The organism is Curtobacterium sp. 8I-2, assembly GCF_902506155.1.
In the GTDB taxonomy this organism is placed as follows: domain Bacteria; phylum Actinomycetota; class Actinomycetes; order Actinomycetales; family Microbacteriaceae; genus Curtobacterium; species Curtobacterium poinsettiae.
The window spans coordinates 409,234-425,729 of sequence record NZ_LR732826.1 but is presented as its reverse complement, the minus strand read 5'-3'; the positions used below and the strand labels follow the sequence as shown (position 1 = coordinate 425,729).

The 16,496-nt window shown below is 72.3% G+C and carries 11 protein-coding genes; 9 read left to right on the top strand and 2 right to left on the bottom strand.

Annotation, left to right across the window (positions count from 1 at the left end; translation table 11 throughout):
* Positions 1-73 precede the first annotated feature (73 nt).
* The 9 genes from mvk (at position 74) to BOSE127_RS01965 (ending at position 8,528) form a co-directional block, all read left to right on the top strand.
* Positions 74-1,057 carry a mevalonate kinase gene (gene mvk / locus BOSE127_RS02005; protein ID WP_159556095.1) on the top strand — a complete coding sequence of 328 codons (984 nt, stop codon included), beginning with the start codon at positions 74-76 and terminating at the stop codon, positions 1,055-1,057.
* A complete protein-coding gene (gene mvaD, locus BOSE127_RS02000; protein ID WP_159556094.1) occupies positions 1,051-2,064 on the top strand; it encodes a diphosphomevalonate decarboxylase in 1,014 nt (337 codons plus the stop codon). Before mvk ends, mvaD begins: the two co-directional genes overlap by 7 nt.
* Positions 2,061-3,143 (top strand): phosphomevalonate kinase, encoded by a 1,083-nt coding sequence (locus BOSE127_RS01995; protein WP_042539904.1) that lies wholly within the window; start codon positions 2,061-2,063, stop codon positions 3,141-3,143. Before mvaD ends, BOSE127_RS01995 begins: the two co-directional genes overlap by 4 nt.
* A complete protein-coding gene (locus BOSE127_RS01990) occupies positions 3,136-4,200 on the top strand; it encodes a hypothetical protein (protein WP_017885427.1) in 1,065 nt (354 codons plus the stop codon). The genes BOSE127_RS01995 and BOSE127_RS01990 overlap by 8 nt, the downstream gene beginning before the upstream one ends.
* The gene (locus tag BOSE127_RS01985; protein WP_159556093.1) at positions 4,197-5,360 is read left to right on the top strand and encodes a hydroxymethylglutaryl-CoA synthase; all 1,164 of its coding nucleotides are present in this window, start codon (positions 4,197-4,199) and stop codon (positions 5,358-5,360) included. The genes BOSE127_RS01990 and BOSE127_RS01985 overlap by 4 nt, the downstream gene beginning before the upstream one ends.
* 196 nt (positions 5,361-5,556) lie before the next feature.
* Complete coding sequence (locus tag BOSE127_RS01980) at positions 5,557-6,024, top strand: hypothetical protein (RefSeq protein WP_017885429.1); 468 nt, start codon at positions 5,557-5,559, stop codon at positions 6,022-6,024.
* Positions 6,024-6,929: a hypothetical protein gene (locus BOSE127_RS01975; protein WP_042539900.1), complete on the top strand. Its 906-nt coding sequence runs from the start codon at positions 6,024-6,026 to the stop codon at positions 6,927-6,929. The genes BOSE127_RS01980 and BOSE127_RS01975 overlap by 1 nt, the downstream gene beginning before the upstream one ends.
* Positions 6,930-6,933: 4 nt before the next feature.
* Entirely contained in the window at positions 6,934-8,124 is a 1,191-nt protein-coding gene (locus BOSE127_RS01970; protein WP_159556092.1) for an alpha/beta hydrolase family protein, read from the top strand.
* Between the two features lie 8 nt (positions 8,125-8,132).
* Positions 8,133-8,528, top strand: coding sequence for a DUF7882 family protein (locus tag BOSE127_RS01965; RefSeq protein WP_042539899.1), 396 nt, complete (start codon positions 8,133-8,135; stop codon positions 8,526-8,528).
* Positions 8,529-8,890: 362 nt separating this feature from the next.
* On the opposite strand, the gene BOSE127_RS01960 is transcribed toward BOSE127_RS01965, so the two are convergent.
* Complete coding sequence (locus BOSE127_RS01960) at positions 8,891-10,681, bottom strand: sulfite reductase subunit alpha (protein ID WP_056070095.1); 1,791 nt, start codon at positions 10,679-10,681, stop codon at positions 8,891-8,893.
* Entirely contained in the window at positions 10,678-16,248 is a 5,571-nt protein-coding gene (locus tag BOSE127_RS01955) for a glutamate synthase-related protein (protein WP_159556091.1), read from the bottom strand. The genes BOSE127_RS01960 and BOSE127_RS01955 overlap by 4 nt, the downstream gene beginning before the upstream one ends.
* Positions 16,249-16,496: the final 248 nt, after the last annotated feature.

The following is a 16,496-nucleotide window of genomic DNA, read 5'->3' as shown; positions in this document are numbered from 1 at the left end:
ACAACTCGATGCAGCGGATGCCCAGCTGACGAACACGCCGACGGTCCGTGCGGTTAGGCTGACGTGACCCACGATGACCAGCTGCGACCTCGACAACACCACGACCCCCGGCAACGGATCGGCGTCGTCCCACGGCAAGACGATCCTGATCGGTGAGCACGCCGTGGTGTACGGCGCACCCGCTCTCGTCCTGCCGGTGCTCGACGCGCGGGTCGTGGCGACGGTCACCCCGGTCGCCGCCGACGCCGAGCAGCCCGGTCACAGCCTGCAGTCCACCGTGCACACCGGCCCCCTCGACCTGGCCCCCGCTGCCGTGATGCCGACCGTCACCGCGGTCACCGCGACCCTTCGGCACTTCGGGGTCACCGACCGGCACTTCCACGTCCGGGTCGACAGCGAGGTCCCGACCGCCCGCGGCATGGGCTCGAGCGCCGCGGTCGCCGCGGCCGTGACCGCCGCCGTCGCCGATGCGCTGGGCGAGACACTCGACGTCGAGACCCACCACGAACTCATCCAGGAGTGCGAGCGCGTCGCCCACGGGCGTCCGTCGGGACTCGACGCCCGTGGCGTCGTCGCGTCCGCGCCGGTCTGGTTCGAGGCCGGGCACATCGAACCCGTCGCGCTCGGCGCCCGGTTCACCTTCGTCGTCGCGGACACCGGCGTCCCCGGGCACACCAGGGAAGCCGTGTCCGCGGTCCGAGCACGCCACGACCAGGACCCGGCCGGTGTCGGCGCCGTGATCGACCGGATCGGCGCGCTCGCCCGGCGGGCACGGGGGACACTCGAGGACGGCGATGCCCAGGCTCTGGGTGTCACCATGGACGCCGCGCACGACCTGCTCAGCACACTCGACGTGTCGAGTGACGACCTGGACCGGCTCGTCGACGCCGCACGCGCTGCGGACGCCCTCGGCGCGAAGCTCACCGGCGGCGGGCGGGGCGGGTGCGTCCTCGCGCTCGCCGCGGACGACGACCACGCGGACCGCATCGCGGCCGCACTCCGCGGCGCAGGGGCCGCAGCCACCTGGACCACCACGATCGGAGCCCGCGCTTGCTGACAGCCACCGCCGTCGCGCACCCCAACATCGCCCTCGTCAAGTACTGGGGGAAGGCGGACGCGCAGCTCGCGCTGCCCGCCACGGGCAGCGTCTCGATGGGGCTCGACGTGTTCCCGACGACGACCACCGTCACGGTGGACGGCGGACGGGAGGCGCTGGGCCAACGGGGCGACGCGTTCACGCTGAACGGTCACGTCGTCGACGACGGGGCGCTGGTGCGCGTGCAGCAGTTCCTCGACCTGGTGCGGGAGCTCGCCGGCAGCGACGCCCGCGCGTCAGTCGTCTCCGAGAACACCGTGCCGACCGGTGCCGGGCTGGCCTCGAGCGCCTCCGGCTTCGCAGCGCTGGCCACCGCGGCCGCAGCGGCGTACGGCCTCGACCTGTCGCCGCGCGACCTGTCGCGTCTGGCCCGTCGTGGTTCGGGTTCGGCCACGCGCTCGATCCCCGGCGGTGTCGCCGTCTGGCACGCCGGCGACGACCAGGGCTCCTTCGCCGAGCCGATCCCCGCTCCGCCGATGGCCATGGTCGTCGTCACGATCGACGCCGGCCCGAAGCCGATCGGGTCGCGCGAGGCCATGCGTCGCACCATCGCCACGTCGCCCTTCTACCCCGCCTGGGTCACCTCGACCACCGAGACCGTCGGTGACATGCTCACGGCCTGCGCGGCCGGCGACTTCACCCGCATCGGCGAGATCACCGAGAGCAACGCCCTCCGCATGCACGCCACGATCGAGGGCGCCTTCCCGCCGATCCGCTACCTCAACGCCCGCAGCGTCGCCGTGTTCGACGCCGTCGCCGAGCTGCGTGCCGGCGGGGTCGAGGCCTACGCCACGGCCGACGCCGGCCCGAACGTCGTCGTGCTCACGAGGCCGCAGGACCGGTCGGCCGTCGCCGGGGCGCTCGCGTCGCTGGGTGACGTCATCGAGTCCGGCACCGGACCTGCCGCGCGGGTGCTCCGCTCCGAAGAGACCGGGAGCAATCCCGACCAGAAGGAGTCCGCGCAGTGATCGAGTTCCGTGCACACGGCAAGCTGTTCGTCGCCGGCGAGTACGCCGTCGTCGAGCCGGGCCAGCCGTCCGTCCTGATCGCCCTCGACCGCGCCATCACGGCGAAGGTGCGCGAGGGCCACGGCGCGGGCAGTGTGCACTCCGAGGAGTACGGGCACCTCCCGCTCACGTGGACCCGTGCCGAGGACGGCCTGGCGCTCGACCGCGAGCACCACCCCTACGACTACGTGATGGCCACGATCGACCTGGTCGAGAAGCTCCGCGCCGAGCGCGGCATCGCCCCGCGGTTCCACGACCTGCGCATCGAGAGCCAGCTCGACGACGCCAGCGGCCGGAAGTTCGGACTCGGGTCCTCGGCCGCGGTGACCGTCGCGACCGTCGGTGCCCTCGACCGCTTCTACGGCATCGGTCTGACCCAGCGCCAGCGCTTCCAGGTCGCCCTGCTCGCGACGATCCGGGTCAACCCCCGGGCCTCGGGCGGTGACCTCGCCGCGAGCACGTTCGGCGGGTGGCTGCGCTACAGCGCCCCGGACCGCGAGCGGCTCGCCGCCATGCTCGGGGACCACGCGGTGTCCGCGATCCTGGCCGACGCGGACGCGTGGCAGGGCTTCGACGTCCAGCGGCTCCCCGCCCCCGAGAACCTGCAGCTGCTCGTCGGCTGGACCGGCTCGCCCGCGTCCACCACGAAGCTCGTCGACGTGGTGCGTCGGCACCGCAACGGCGGGTACCAGGCGTTCCTCGACGAGAGCCGCAGCTGTGTCGACGACCTGACCACGGGCCTCCAGACCGGCGACGCCGAGCGCACGCTCGATGCCCTCAAGCGTGCACGCGTGCTCATGCAGCGTCTCGGTGACTCGGTCGGGTCGCAGATCGAGACCGAGCGGCTCGCGACCCTGTGCGACGTCGTCGAGGCGGCTGGCGGGGCGGCGAAGCCGTCCGGTGCCGGCGGCGGCGACTGCGGCATCGCGCTCGTCCCGGCGGACACCGACCCCGCCGGCATCCACCGCGCCTGGGAGGCGCACGACATCAGACACCTCAGCGTCGCGGTGCGAGCACCAGAAGGAGCCCTCGATGAGTGACCTGCTCACACCGATCCCCACCAAGTGGGTCGGTCCGATCCGCGTCAGCGGCAACGCCGTGCAGGGGGAGCACGAGGTCCCCCTCGCCACCTACGAGTCGCCGCTCTGGCCGTCCGTCGGCCGCGGTGCCCGCATCTCGCGCATGGTCGAGGACGGCATCGTCGCGACCGTCGTCGACGAGCGGATGACCCGATCCGTCGTGGTCCGTGCCGACAGCGCCGCTGCCGCCCACGTCGCCGCCGGGCAGATCCTGGCACGCCAGGACGAGCTCGCCGCGATCGTCGCCGGCCAGAGCCGGTTCGCCAAGCTCATCGAGGTGCACCCGGAGATCGTCGGGGACCTGCTGTTCCTGCGCTTCGCGTTCACCACGGGCGACGCCTCCGGCCACAACATGGTCACCCAGGCCGCGGACAAGCTGCTGCCGGCGATCCTGGACTGGCAGCCGGGCCTGCGGTACGTGTCGGTGTCGGGCAACTTCTGCACCGACAAGAAGGCCACCGCGGTGAACGGCATCCGTGGCCGCGGCCGCAACACCATCGCCGAGATCGTGATCCCGGGCGAGGTCGTCGAGAAGCGCCTGCGGTCGAGCACCGCACGCATCGTCGAGCTCAACATCGCGAAGAACCTGATCGGGTCGACGATCGCCGGCGCCATCCGCTCGGCGAACGCGCACTACGCCAACATGCTGCTCGGCTTCTACCTGGCCACGGGCCAGGACGCCGCCAACATCGTCGAGGGCTCGCAGGGCATCACGAGCGCCGAGGACCGCGACGGCGACCTGTACTTCGCGACCTCGCTGCCGCACCTGATCGTCGGCACGGTCGGCAACGGCAAGGGCGGCGACCTGCCCGTCGTCGAGGACGCCCTGGTGCGCCTCGGCTGCCGCGACGACCGCGAGCCGGGGGCGAACGCCCGCCGCCTCGCCGGTCTCTGCGCCGCCACGGTGCTGTGCGGGGAGCTCTCGCTCCTCGCCGCGCAGACCAACCCGGGCGAGCTGATGGCCGCCCACGTCGCCATGGAACGCCGTGGCACGAAGCCCGCAGGCGGTGCAGCATGAGCGGCGTCGGCATCCACGACATCGCGATCGCGACCGGTCACCACGTGCTCGAGCTCGACGACCTGGCCGAGCGGCTCGGCGTCGACCCGGCGAAGTACCACGTCGGCATCGGGCAGGACGCGTTCAGCGTGCCCGCCCCCGACGAGGACATCGTCACGATGGGCGCCACCGCTGCGAAGGAACTCATCGACCGGCACGGCGTCGAGGGCATCCGGACGGTGCTGTTCGCCACCGAGTCCGGCGTCGACCAGTCCAAGGCCGCCGGCGTCTACGTGCACGGTCTGCTCGGGTTGCCGAAGGCCGTCCGCGTGGTCGAGCTGAAGCAGGCCTGCTACGGCGGGATGGCCGCGGTGCAGCTCGCGCTCGGCATCGTCGCCCGTGCCCCGCACGAGCGCGTGCTCGTCATCGCCGCCGACGTCGCGCGGTACGACGTCGACACCGCCGCCGAGCCGACCCAGGGTGCCGGTGCCGCCGCGATCCTGGTGTCCGCCGACCCCGACCTGATCGAGATCGAGCCGGCCGCCGGCGTCTACACCGCCGACGTCGACGACTTCTGGCGGCCGAACGACCGCTCCACCGCGCTGGTCGACGGACGGCTGTCCGTCAGCGCCTACGTCGACGCGTTCGTCGGCGCGTGGGACGACCTCGCCGAGCAGGGCGGGCCGGCCTACGAGGACATCGTGCGCTTCGTCCACCACCAGCCGTTCACGAAGATGGCGCTCAAGGCGCACCGGAAGCTCACGCAGCACGTGGGCGTGCCGTTCGACGAGTCGGAGCTGTTCGTCGGCTTCACGTACAACAAGCAGACCGGCAACACGTACACGGCGTCGCTCTGGATCGGGCTCGCGGCACTCCTCGACCTCGACGAGCACCTGGCGGGGGAGCGCATCGCCCTGTTCAGCTACGGCTCGGGCAGCGTCGGAGAGCTCATCACCGGCGTCGTCCGGCCTGACTACCGCGAGCACCGCCGGGTCGGTCGGGTGCGCGCGTTGCTCGCCGCACGCGTCCCGCTGTCGGTCGACGCGTACCGCGAGCTGCACGCAGCGGGCGCCGCCACCAGCGAGGACGTCGAGCGTCCGCGCGTCACGACCGCGCCGTTCCGGTTCGAGGGTGTGCGCGGTGGCGCGCGCCACTACGAGGCGACGACGCAGCAGGCGTAGCCGGCGTCGCCGGCATCGCCGGGCTGCTCCCGCCCCGCGGACCCGGCGCACGTGCCGGCACCTGTCGCTTCCGCGGACCGGACTGGAGGCCCGTGGCGGCGCCGCCACGGGCCTCCAGTCCGTCCACCGGTCACGCCGGCGGTCTCGTGCACGAGGGCGAGGTGCCGGTAGTCTTGCCGCGGAGATCGGAGGGTCGATGGCGGAGCAGCTGGGCGCGTCCGGCGCCGTCCGTGCCCTCGTCGCCACCCTGCCCCGCGCACCGCACCTGTCCGACGTCGTCACCGGCGTCGGCACGATGGTCGGCAAACCCACTCGCGTCGTCGACGTCGACGGTCCGAGCTGGGGGCCGCTCACGGCGCTCGTGTCGCAGTTCGAGCACGAGAACCTGGTGCTCGTGCCCGCCGGGGCGCCGCCGCTCTACCGCATGCACTGCGTGCTGCACGAGCTCGGGCACCTGGTGCACGGCGACGTCGGCACGCCGACCGCGTCGTCCGTCGCCGAGTTCGCCGCCGGGGGCCACGTGTGCCGTCGTGCGCTCGACGCCGACTCGGGGCTCGTGAGCATCTCGGACGACGACGAGCACTTCGCCGAGCGGTTCGCGTACGAACTCGCGACCGTCCTGCTCGCCGGTGCCACGGGCGCGGACGAGCGGGCCTACGGCTGATGGCAGCACTGCACGCCGCAGCCTTCTGGTTCGCGGCGCTGATCTTCCTCGCCCGCACGCCGTACGTGCTGCGGAACCCGCGCGGCCGGGCGGCCTGGGGTGCCACGGGTGTCGGCGCACTCGGGCTCCTGACCCTGGGCAGCGTCGTGCCGCAGACCGTGCTCGACGGCGCACTGGGCGGCTCGAACCTGATCAACCTGGTGCAGAACGTCTGCGCGACCGTGGCGTTCTGGCTGATGCTGCGGGCGAGCACCGACGACCTGCCGGAACGCCCGATGCTGGCGAAGCCGGTGGCGCTGCTCGTCGTGGTCGTGGCGTTCACGGTGCCGTTCCTGCTGGTCGAGGAGCGTGGCGGGACCGACTTCGACTTCATCGTGCACGGGATCGCACAGACGCCGATGTGGTTCTACGCGACCGTCTACATGGTGAGCGTGGGGCTGATCGCCGCGACGACCCTGCGGCGTGGCGTGCTGCAGAACCCGGTGGCGCTCGTGGTGTTCCGCGTCGGGCTGGCCCTGGTGGTCCTGGCGAGCGTCGACGAGGTCGCCTCGCTGACGGCGGACCACTTCGGGGTGTTCCCAGCCGGGGTCCGTGACGGACTGCGTCTGGCCTTCGACCCGCCGTTCTACCTGGGCATCGTGTTGATCGTCGTCGCGATGGCCTCGTTGACGTTCCGGCGGTGGGGGCGTGACCTGCGGCACCGCGGGCACCACCGCCACCTGCGCCGCATCGTGCGCCGGCACGAGGTGCGCGCGGTCGAGCGGCCGGGCGACCCGCAGGCCCGGACCTACGACCTGGTCATCGCGATCCGCGACGCCGAGGTGCAGGGACGGACCCTCGACGATGCCGAGCTCGCCCAGGTGCGGGCGGCGGAACGGACCCTGACCCGGAGCCTCGGAGGATGACGGCGTGACGATCGTGTGGTGGGTGCTCGGTGCGCTCGTGGTGCTGGCGGTGGCGGCGCTGCTCGTCCTGCTCGTGGTGCGGAAGGTCGTCGGACGGATCGTGCTGCCCGGGGGCGACCGCTGGACCCCCGTGCTCGGGTCCGACGCCGACTCCGTCCGGCTGCCGATCACCGACGACACCGTGCGCCCGGGGGAGTACGGCCTGTGGCACGACGGCCCGGGCCACACCACCGTCGGGCCGGTGCTCGAGATCGACGAAGCCGCCGGGTCGGTGCGGCGGGCCGTGGTGCGGACGACCGGCGCGGTGTCGTCGCGGGTGCGGTGGAGTGGGCACGTGCACCCGGACCCGGCGGCGATGGAGGTCGACTGGTCCGAGGTGTCGCTGTCGACGCCGGTGGGGCCGGCGCCGGCGTGGGTGGTGCGGCCGGGCCCCGACGGCGCGGCGGACGGCGGAGCGGGCACGGACGCCCCCGCCGTCCGCGATGCCGCCCGGACCTGGGCGGTCCACGTCCACGGGATCCGGACGACCCGGGTCACCGCGCTCCGGACCGTCCCCGCGGCGCTCGAGCTCGGCTGGACGTCGATCGTCCCGTCGTTCCGTGGCGACGGCGAGGCCCCGTGGGAAGGCCGGGCCTCGCACCTCGGTGCCCGCGAGTGGGCGGACGTCGAAGCGGCGCTCGACCACGCCGTCGCGAACGGCGCCGAACAGCTCGTCCTGGTCGGCTGGTCGATGGGCGCGACGATCACGCACGAGCTCCTCGCCCGCTCGGCGCACCGCGACCGCCTGGCCGGGATCGTGCTCGTCGCCCCCGCGCTGGACTGGTCGGTGGCGGTCCGGTCACAGGCCCGCCGTGCTGGTCTCCCCGGCATCGTCGTCTCGGCCGCCCTCGGTGCGATGGCGACCCCGGTCATCTGCCGGCTGGTCGGGCTGCGGGAAGCCGTCGACGTCCGGGCCCTCTCCTGGTTGCGCGCACCCCGGGCGTTGCCACCGACCCTGCTCATCCACTCCGCCGGCGACACGACGGTGCCGTTCTCGGCCAGCCAGGAGTTCGCCGAGGCACACCCGGGCACGGTGACGCTGGCGGTCAGCGAACCGGCCGAACACGCGTGGGAGCGCAACGTCGACGCCGTCTGGTTCGACCGGACGATCACGACCTGGGCGTCGAACCTCGCGCACACCGCGGCACAGGAGTAGAAGGAGCCATGGGCCAGCTCATCTACGGCGGGCAACCGCTCGACCTGCGGATCGACGACCGCGCGCTCACACACCTGCAGATCGTCATCGTCAACATGCTCCGGCGCGACCACCGTTTCGCGTTCTCGTGGAAGGACGACGTCATCCACGGCAACGGTCGCAGCACGATCTGGTTGCACCCGAGCGTCAGCCTGCACTTCAAGTTCACGGGGAGCCGGGTGCCGTCGATCAACCGCAGCTGGCTCGAGGACCTCTACGCATCGGCCACGTCGGGGTCAGGGCTCGTGCTGACACCGGAGCCGACGGACACCAGCACGGCCGACGACTCGGCGTGGTCACGTGCCGTCGCACCCGGGGACGCGGACGACGCTTCGAGCACTCCGAGCGGTACCACAACACGCTGATCTGGGTCAACGGGTTCCGGTCAGTCCGTCCGAGCCGTACGCTTTCTGTACCGCGGTACAGAGTCGTCCCCCGCACCGGAATCCAGGGATCCGGTGTTGACCTGTCCCGCGGCAGGAGGGGGACCCGAATTGACCGTGACGCACTGCGAGTCCGGCACCGACCAACCATCGGTGCTCTGGGCGAGCGAGCGAGGTGAGTCCCGGATCAGGGGATTCGCCGCTCATGCGACCGGCGCCGTGCGCCGGGACCGCCACGTCACGGTGCTGGGCTCGCCGATCGGTCTCGACCGACCGGCGCTCCTCCGGGATCGCCCCGGCCATCGGATTCGGGTTCCGTGGCCGGGGCGGTCTCTCCGCTCGCCTCAGTAGACGTCACGCACGTACCGCTTCGCGCGACGCATGTCGGCCAGGTACGCCTGCGCGTCGTCCTCGTCGCGCCCGCGGCCGGTGCGGATGACCTGCAGCAGCGCGGCCTCGACGTCCTTCGCCATGCGTGAGGCGTCGCCGCACACGTACACGTGGCCGCCGTCCTCGAGCCAGGCGAACAGCTCCGCCGACCGTTCGAGCATCCGGGTCTGCACGTAGACCTTCTCGGCCTGGTCGCGCGAGAACGCCAGGTCGAGGCGGTCCAGCACGCCCTGTTCCTGCAGCTCGGCGAGCTCGTCCTGGTACACGAAGTCGGTGTCCCGGTGCTGGTCGCCGAAGAACAGCCAGTTGCGCCCGGTCGCACCGGACACCGCACGCTCGTGCAGGAACCCGCGGAACGGCGCGACCCCGGTGCCCGGTCCGATCATGATCATCGGCGCCGACTCGTCCGCCGGTACCCCGAACGACGCGTTCGGCTGCAGGTACACGTCGACGGTGCCGTCCGGGTCGACCCGGTCGGCCAGGAACGTCGACGCGACGCCGGCGTACATCCGGTGCGGGTCGCCGTAGCGCACCGACGCGATGGTCAGGTGGATGCGGTCCGGGTGCGCCAGCGGGCTCGACGAGATCGAGTACTGGCGCGCCTGCAGCGGCCGGAGGTTCGGCAACAGCTCGTCGAGTCCGGGGGCAGCCGACCCGGCGTCGCGGAGCAGGTCGAGGACGTCACGTCCCCACAGCCAGCGGTCCAGCTCGTGCTTGTCGCCGTGCGCCACGACGGCTGCGAGCTCGCTCGACGGCGCGCGCTGCACCAGGTCAGCGATGAGGTCCTTCGAGGGCGTCCGGATCTCGCGGTCGGTCCGCAGGACCTCGCTGATCGGACGGCCGTCGAACGCCTCGCCGCCGTTCGCGCCGACCTGCTCGAGCAGGTCCGCCACGAAGACCTCGTCGTTCACCGGCACCACCGCCAGGGCGTCACCGGCCGCGTACTCGATCCCCGAGTCGCCGAGGTCGAACTCGTAGTGCCGGATCTCCTTCGCGCTGCGCGGCGAGGAGAGCAGCCGGTTCTCGACCAGGCGCGACGGGTACGGGTTGCGCTTGTTCCACTGCGACCCCGGCCGGGAGGCACGGCTCGCGCCCGCCCCGCCGGTCGCGGCTGCACCGTCGCCGGTGCCACCGCCCGTGGCAGCGTCGGGTGCAGCCGTCGCGCCGGTCTCGGCGGCCAGGCGGTCGAGGACCGCAGCGGTCCACAGTGCGGCCGCGTCCTCGAAGTCGACGTCGCAGTCCACGCGGTCGTGGACCCGCGTCGCGCCGAGCTGCTCGAAGCGGGTGTCGAGGAGCTTGCCGGCCTGGCAGAACTCGTCGTAGCTCGTGTCACCGAGCCCGAGGACGGCGTACTGCAGCCCCTCGAGCCGCGGCACCGTGCTGGCCTGGATCGCGTCCCAGAACAGGCCGGCGTTGTCGGGCATCTCGCCCTCGCCGTAGGTCGAGGTGACGACGAGCACGTGCGACATCTCGGCGAGCTGCTCGGGCGTGACGGCGTCGAGCGCGCTGGAACGGCCACCGAGCCCGCGGGCCCTTGCGCCGGCGACGAGCTCGTCGGCCAGGAACTCGGCGTTGCCGGTCTGGGTGCCGAAGAGCACGTCGATCGTCGTCGTGGGCGCGCTGGCCGCGACCTTCTTGCCGGCGGCGGCGATGCCCGCGATGAACCCGGCGAGCCAGGACTCCTGGGCGGCGGAGAACGGTGCGTCGACGGGGATCAGCGACCCGGTCGGGGGGAGCAGGCTCACGCGGTCACCGCCTCGGTCGGCGCCTGCGGTGCACGGCGCGCGATGTCCTCGAGCGCCGCGGTCGCGAGCAGCTCGTCGAAGCGTGCCTCGCGGACGCGGCCGTCGTTCTGGGCGTTCTGGTGCATGATCCACCCCGTGGTGCCCGGCGCGTCCATGCTGCGGTTGTTCCGCTGCGTGAGCGCGCGCTTGTAGTCGTCGAGCCGCTTGATCGCGATCAGGGTCGCGAGCTGGTCGTCGGCGAACCGGTCGAGCGTGCCGCGCAGGTACTTCACGACGCGCTGCTTGACGGAGAAGTCCTCGGTGAGCACGAGGTTCTTGACGGCGTCGGCGACCCGCGGGTCGGCGGCACCGGACGCGCCGGGGACGCGCTCGAGGGCGACGTCCTGGGCGACCCCGAGCACGGTGTACGACGACAGCAGCGAGAACATGTCCTCGCCCTGGTCGCCGAGCGCCGGGGCACGGCCGTCGAGCACCGTGCGCTGGTCGCGGTAGTCGAGCTTGAACGCGCGGAGCTTGTCGGTGGCGATCGAGGTCGCGAGCTCGTCGAGGAGCTCCGGCCGGGTCGCCGCCGCCAGGATCTCGCCGGCGTCCTGCGTGAGCAGCAGGGCGCGGGGCATGCCGACGAACACGTGTGCGCGTGCGGTGTCCCACTCGGCGAGCAGCCGCTCGGCCAGGGCCGAACCGGTCGCCTCGAGGTGCCACTCGAGCAGCAGGCGGGCGGCGGACTCGTGGAACGCACCGCGCTCGGTGTCGGTGACGGGGAACACCAGGAGCGAGTCGGTGCTGGCACGCTCGGCGACCTGGCCGGACGGGTCGTACTGGTACAGGAACCCGCCGGACATGCCGTTGCCGAGGCCCTTGCCGAACGCGCCGAGGTTGAACACGGCGCCACCGGTCATGTACTCGCAGCCGAAGTCGCCCACGCCCTCGACGACGGCGGTCGCGCCGGAGTTGCGGACGGCGAACCGGTCGCCGGCCTCGCCCTCGACGAAGGTGCGGCCGCCGGTGGCCCCGAAGAGCGCGAAGTTGCCGACCAGCACGTTGCCGCCCTGTTCGGCACTGCCGCCACCGGGGGCACGGACGATGATCCGTCCGCCGCTCTGGCTCTTGCCGACGCCGTCGTTCGCGGTGCCGGTGTGCTCGAGCACGACGCCGTCGTTGTTGAAGACGCCGTAGGACTGCCCGGCTGATCCCTGCGTGCGGATCGTGACCGCGCCGTCCACCAGCCGGCGGCGTCCGCGGTCGTCCGTCGTCACGGCGGGCAGGCCCTGCACGTCCTCGGAGCGGAGCTCGTGGTTGAGCAGGCGCTCGAGGTCGATGCCGAGCTGGCCGCCGACCGACTTGTCGCTGTTGCCGAGCAGGACGCCGTGCACGAGCACGTGCTCCTGCGCGTGGTCGACCAGGGCGGTGCGGACGCGCTCGAGCAGGGCGTCGTCGGTGTGGAAGTCCTTCTCCAGGTACTCCGGGTCGGTGACGACCTTCTCGGGCACCTGGGCGAGCAGGGCACGTGCGTCGAGCCGGCCGACGCTCGCCGGGTGGTCGAGGAGCTGCAGCAGGTCGGTCCGGCCACGGGCCTCGCGCAGGGAGCGCAGGCCGAGACGGGCCAGGATCTGCCGCACGTCGTGCGCGATGTTGAGCAGGTACTGCGCGAGCGCGCGGGGGTCGCCCTCGAACGCCTCGGCGTTCGTGGTCAGGCCCGCCGGGCACTTCACGTTGCAGTTCTTCGCCATCACGCAGCCGAGCATCATGAGCGCGGTCGTGCCGAACTCGAAGCTGTCGCCGCCGAGCAGGGCGCTGGTGACGACGTCGCTGCCGGTCTGGTGCGCACCCGAGCAGCGGAGCGTGACCTTCTGGCGCAGGCCGTTCGCGACCAGGGCCTGGTGCACCTCGGCGACGCCGATCTCCGCGGAGCGGCCGGCGTACTTCAGGCTGGTGACGGCCGCGGCGCCCGTGCCGCCGGTGTTGCCCGCGACGTTGATGACGTCCGCGCCGGCCTTCGCGACACCGACCGCGATGGTGCCGATGCCCTCGGACGAGACGAGCTTCACGATCACCCGGACGCGGGCGGCCTTGCAGTCGTGGATGAGCTGCGCGAGGTCCTCGATCGAGTACGTGTCGTGGTGCGGCGGCGGCGAGATCAGCTCGACGCCGGGCGTGCCCCCACGGGCCGCGGCGATGTCCACCGTGACCTTGGGTGCGGGCAGCTGACCACCCTCGCCGGGCTTCGCACCCTGGCCGATCTTGATCTCGAGCTCCTCGAGCATGGGGTCGGCGAGGTAGCCGGCCCAGATGCCGAACCGGCCCGAGGCGAACTGCTTGATGCGCGAGCCGCGGATGGTGCCGTAGCGGGAGTGGTGCTCGCCGCCCTCACCGCTGTTCGACATGCCGCCGACCATGTTCGTGCCGTGCGCGACGGCCTCGTGGGCGGTGGCGACGAGCGCGCCGTGGCTCATCGCGCCGGACGCCAGGGTCCGGGTGATCTCGTGGGCCGGCTGCACCTCGTCGAGCTCGACGCTCGCCGGGGCGCTCTGCAGCAGCGCGAGCAGCGCGACGGCCGCACCGGTGGCGCGGAGCGTCACCTGGGTGTCGTCGACGGCGTCGACGTCGATCTGCCCCGGGTGGAGCAACGCGAGGCCGTCTGCCAGGGCCGTGTGGCGCAGTGCACCCGTGGTCCCCGTCGACGTGAGCTCCAGGCGGAACCGCTCCGTTCCTCCAGGCAGGTCCTGGTCGTCCGACGGACGCGAGCCGGACAGCCCGCGCACGGTGACGCTGGCGTTGCCGCTCGTCGAGAAGCGGCCGAGCTCGCGCGCGAAGTCCTCGGCCGTGTCGATGCCCGTGACGTCCGCGGGCAGGGCGAGCACGTCGCGGAGCGCGGCGGGGCGGCGGGACCGCTCGTCGTGCGTGGTCTGCAGGAACGTGACGTAGCCCGGCGTGATGCGGTGCGCGTCGATCTCGGCCTCGCTGAGGCGGTCGTACCCGGTGTTCCGGTACGCGGCGTCGGTGATGCCGAACGAGTCGTCGAGCTGGCGGAGCGTGAGCAGCCGCAGCGCGTCCGAGTCGCCGGAGCGCTCGAAGGCCGGGCGCTCCTCGGTCATGCCGCCGAACCCGCGGACGCTCGCGACGCCGAACGAGTGGCCGGCGCCGTCGGAGCGTTCCTTGAACAGGCCGAGGAGCGGGACCTGACCCTCGGACGCCACCGAACGGGCACGCTCGTGCCAGTCCGTCGCCGCCTGGGCGATGCGCACGAAGCCGACGCCGCCGACCGGGGCCTGCATGTGCGGGAAGACCCGTGCGAGCACGTCGTCACCGGTGTCGAGGTAGTTCGGCTCGAAGAACTCGCCGCCGATGTAGCTCTCGGCGGTGCACAGGCCGACGCGGCCCATGGTCTTCGCCAGGGCCTTCTCGGCGGCCTTGCGGAACTGCTTGAGTGCCAGGTCGGTCGCGGTCAGCTCACCGGCGGGTGCGGGCGCGGCGGGGTACTTCTCCTCCGCACGCAGCCGTGCGCTCAAGCTGTACACAGCGGCGGCACCGAAGCCGAGCGCGGTCGCGACGTGGTGTGACGATGGCAGCTGACCGCTCTCCGCGACGACGGACACCCGCAGGCGCAGACCGGTCTCGATGAGCCGCTGGTTGACGGCCGCCACGGCCAGGATCACGGGAAGGGGCGCATGGGTCGACGACACCTCGCGGTCGGTCACGACCGCGATCCCACCACCACGCGCCGCGAACGCCTCGATCGCGTCGCACAGGGCGTCCAGTGCGCCGCGCATCGCGTCGGCGTTCGCCTGCTCGTCGGCGGGCACCGGCACGTAGAGCATGTCGAAGCGCTCGAGCGGCACGATGTCCTGGTCACGCAGCCGCACCATGTCCAGGTGCCCGAGGATCGGCGACTGCACGACGAGCTGCCGGCCCGTGGTGCCGGTGCCGTCCGGCTTGGCGCCGAGTGCGACGCGCATCGACATGCCGTCGGCTTCGCGGATCGAGTCGAGCGGCGGGTTCGTCACCTGGGCGAAGCGCTGCGAGAAGTACTTCGCCATGCCGCCCTCGGTGTCGCTCAGGGCGTTGATCGCGTTGCCGTAGCCCATCGCCGAGATGCGCTCCGACCCGTTCTGCAGCATCGGGTCGAGCATGAACCGGAAGCTCTCCTGGTTCAGCGAGTACGCGACGTACCGGCCCGCGAGCGACAGGTCGCCGTCGTAGCCCAGGGTGTTCCTGGTGCGCTCGTAGGCCGGCGCGGGCAGGTCGTCCAGGTTCACACGGGCCGCGTCGAGCAGGGTGCCGTAGTCACGGCGGGCCGCGAGCATGCGCAGCACCTCGCCGGTGCGCATGCGGGATCCGGTGCGGTGGTCGACGACGAGCATGCCGCCGGCCTCGATGCGGCCGCGGTGCACGACCTCGTCGGCGGCGAACTCGACCTGGCCCGCCTCGGACGACACCATCAGGTACTCGGCCGTCTCGACGGTGCGCAGCGGGCGCAGGCCCAGACGGTCCAACCGGGCACCGACGACGTCGCCGTCGCTGAAGATCACGGCCGCGGGGCCGTCGTTCTTCTCCTCGTACAGCGAGAAGTACTCGAGCATGTCCCGGACGTCGGGGGTCAGGGTGCGGTCGTTCTCCCACGCCGGGGGCATGAGCGAGACGACGGCCTCGACGATCTCGAGCCCGTCGTCGAACACACGGCTCTGCAGGGTCTGGTCGAGCCGGCTCGAGTCCGACTGCCCGGGCGGACGCACGATGCTCCGGGTGCGGGCACGCGCGAGCGCCTCGTCCGACAGCCGGTTCTTCCGGTCGGTGTTCAGCTCGCCGTTGTGCGCCATCAGGCGGAACGGCTGCGCCATCGTCGGGTGCGGCTCGGTGTTCGTCGAGAACCGGGTGTGGAAGTACAGCGTCCGCACCGAGTGCCGGGGGTCACGCAGGTCGGTGAAGTACCCGATCACCTCGCCGGAGTTCAGCCGGCCCTTCAGGATCTGGGTCCGGGCGCTGAGTGACAGCGGGTACAGGGCGGCGTGCTCGGCACGCTCGGCGGCGGCCTGGGCGTAGGACACGGCCTCGATGGCGAGCAGGGCACGGTTCGCGGCGGCGTCGACCTCGGTGCGGTCCCAGTCGGACGGTGCACGGAAGACCCACTGCACGATCGGCAGCTGGTACTGCTCGGCCTCGGGGCGCGCGACCGAGTGGTCGACCGGGACGTCACGGACCAGCAGCAGCTCGAAGCCCTCGGCCGCGATGGCGTCCGAGACCGTCTGCTGGGCCCGGGTGCGCTCGTCGGCGCCGTCCGCGCCGGTGCCACTCGGCACGAAGCAGTTCGCGACGCCGAAGTGCCCGGCGCGCAGCTGCTGGCCGGTGATGGCGCTGAAGAACTCCACCGACAGGTCGATGCTGACGCCCGCGCCGTCACCGACACCCTCGGCGGACTTGCCGCCGCGGTGCGGGATGGAGCACAGCGCTTCGTCGCCCTTGCGGATGACGTCGTGGCTCGGCGTCCCGTCGAGACGGGTGATGAAACCGACGCCGCAATCGCTCGATTCGCGGGCAGGGTCGTAGAGACCGAAGGGTGTGGGGTTCACGTGCGGGTCCAGTGGGGCGTTGCCGGCAGCGGACGGCGCGGGCTGCATCGATGGAGCGCTCGCCGCGGGCAGACCGATGGTGGCAGTCGGGCCCTGTGGGGTGGTGGTGCGGTAGGGCGATGCTACGGCTTGGTATACCGACCGTGCAACACGGGTGGTCCGGGCGTGTGACGGGGTCGCACCGTGCGGGTCTGTTCGGCTGGTGCGAGGTTGCACGCTCGGTGCGAGTTCGTAGCGCTGCACGGACC

Excerpts from the sequence above, each read along its gene's own strand:
- mvk (WP_159556095.1), top strand. The coding sequence starts at position 74 with ATGACCAGCTGCGACCTCGACAACACCACGACCCCCGGCAACGGATCG.
- BOSE127_RS01990 (WP_017885427.1), top strand. The coding sequence starts at position 3,136 with ATGAGTGACCTGCTCACACCGATCCCCACCAAGTGGGTCGGTCCGATC.
- BOSE127_RS01985 (WP_159556093.1), top strand. The coding sequence starts at position 4,197 with ATGAGCGGCGTCGGCATCCACGACATCGCGATCGCGACCGGTCACCAC.
- BOSE127_RS01980 (WP_017885429.1), top strand. The coding sequence starts at position 5,557 with ATGGCGGAGCAGCTGGGCGCGTCCGGCGCCGTCCGTGCCCTCGTCGCC.
- BOSE127_RS01975 (WP_042539900.1), top strand. The coding sequence starts at position 6,024 with ATGGCAGCACTGCACGCCGCAGCCTTCTGGTTCGCGGCGCTGATCTTC.
- BOSE127_RS01965 (WP_042539899.1), top strand. The coding sequence starts at position 8,133 with ATGGGCCAGCTCATCTACGGCGGGCAACCGCTCGACCTGCGGATCGAC.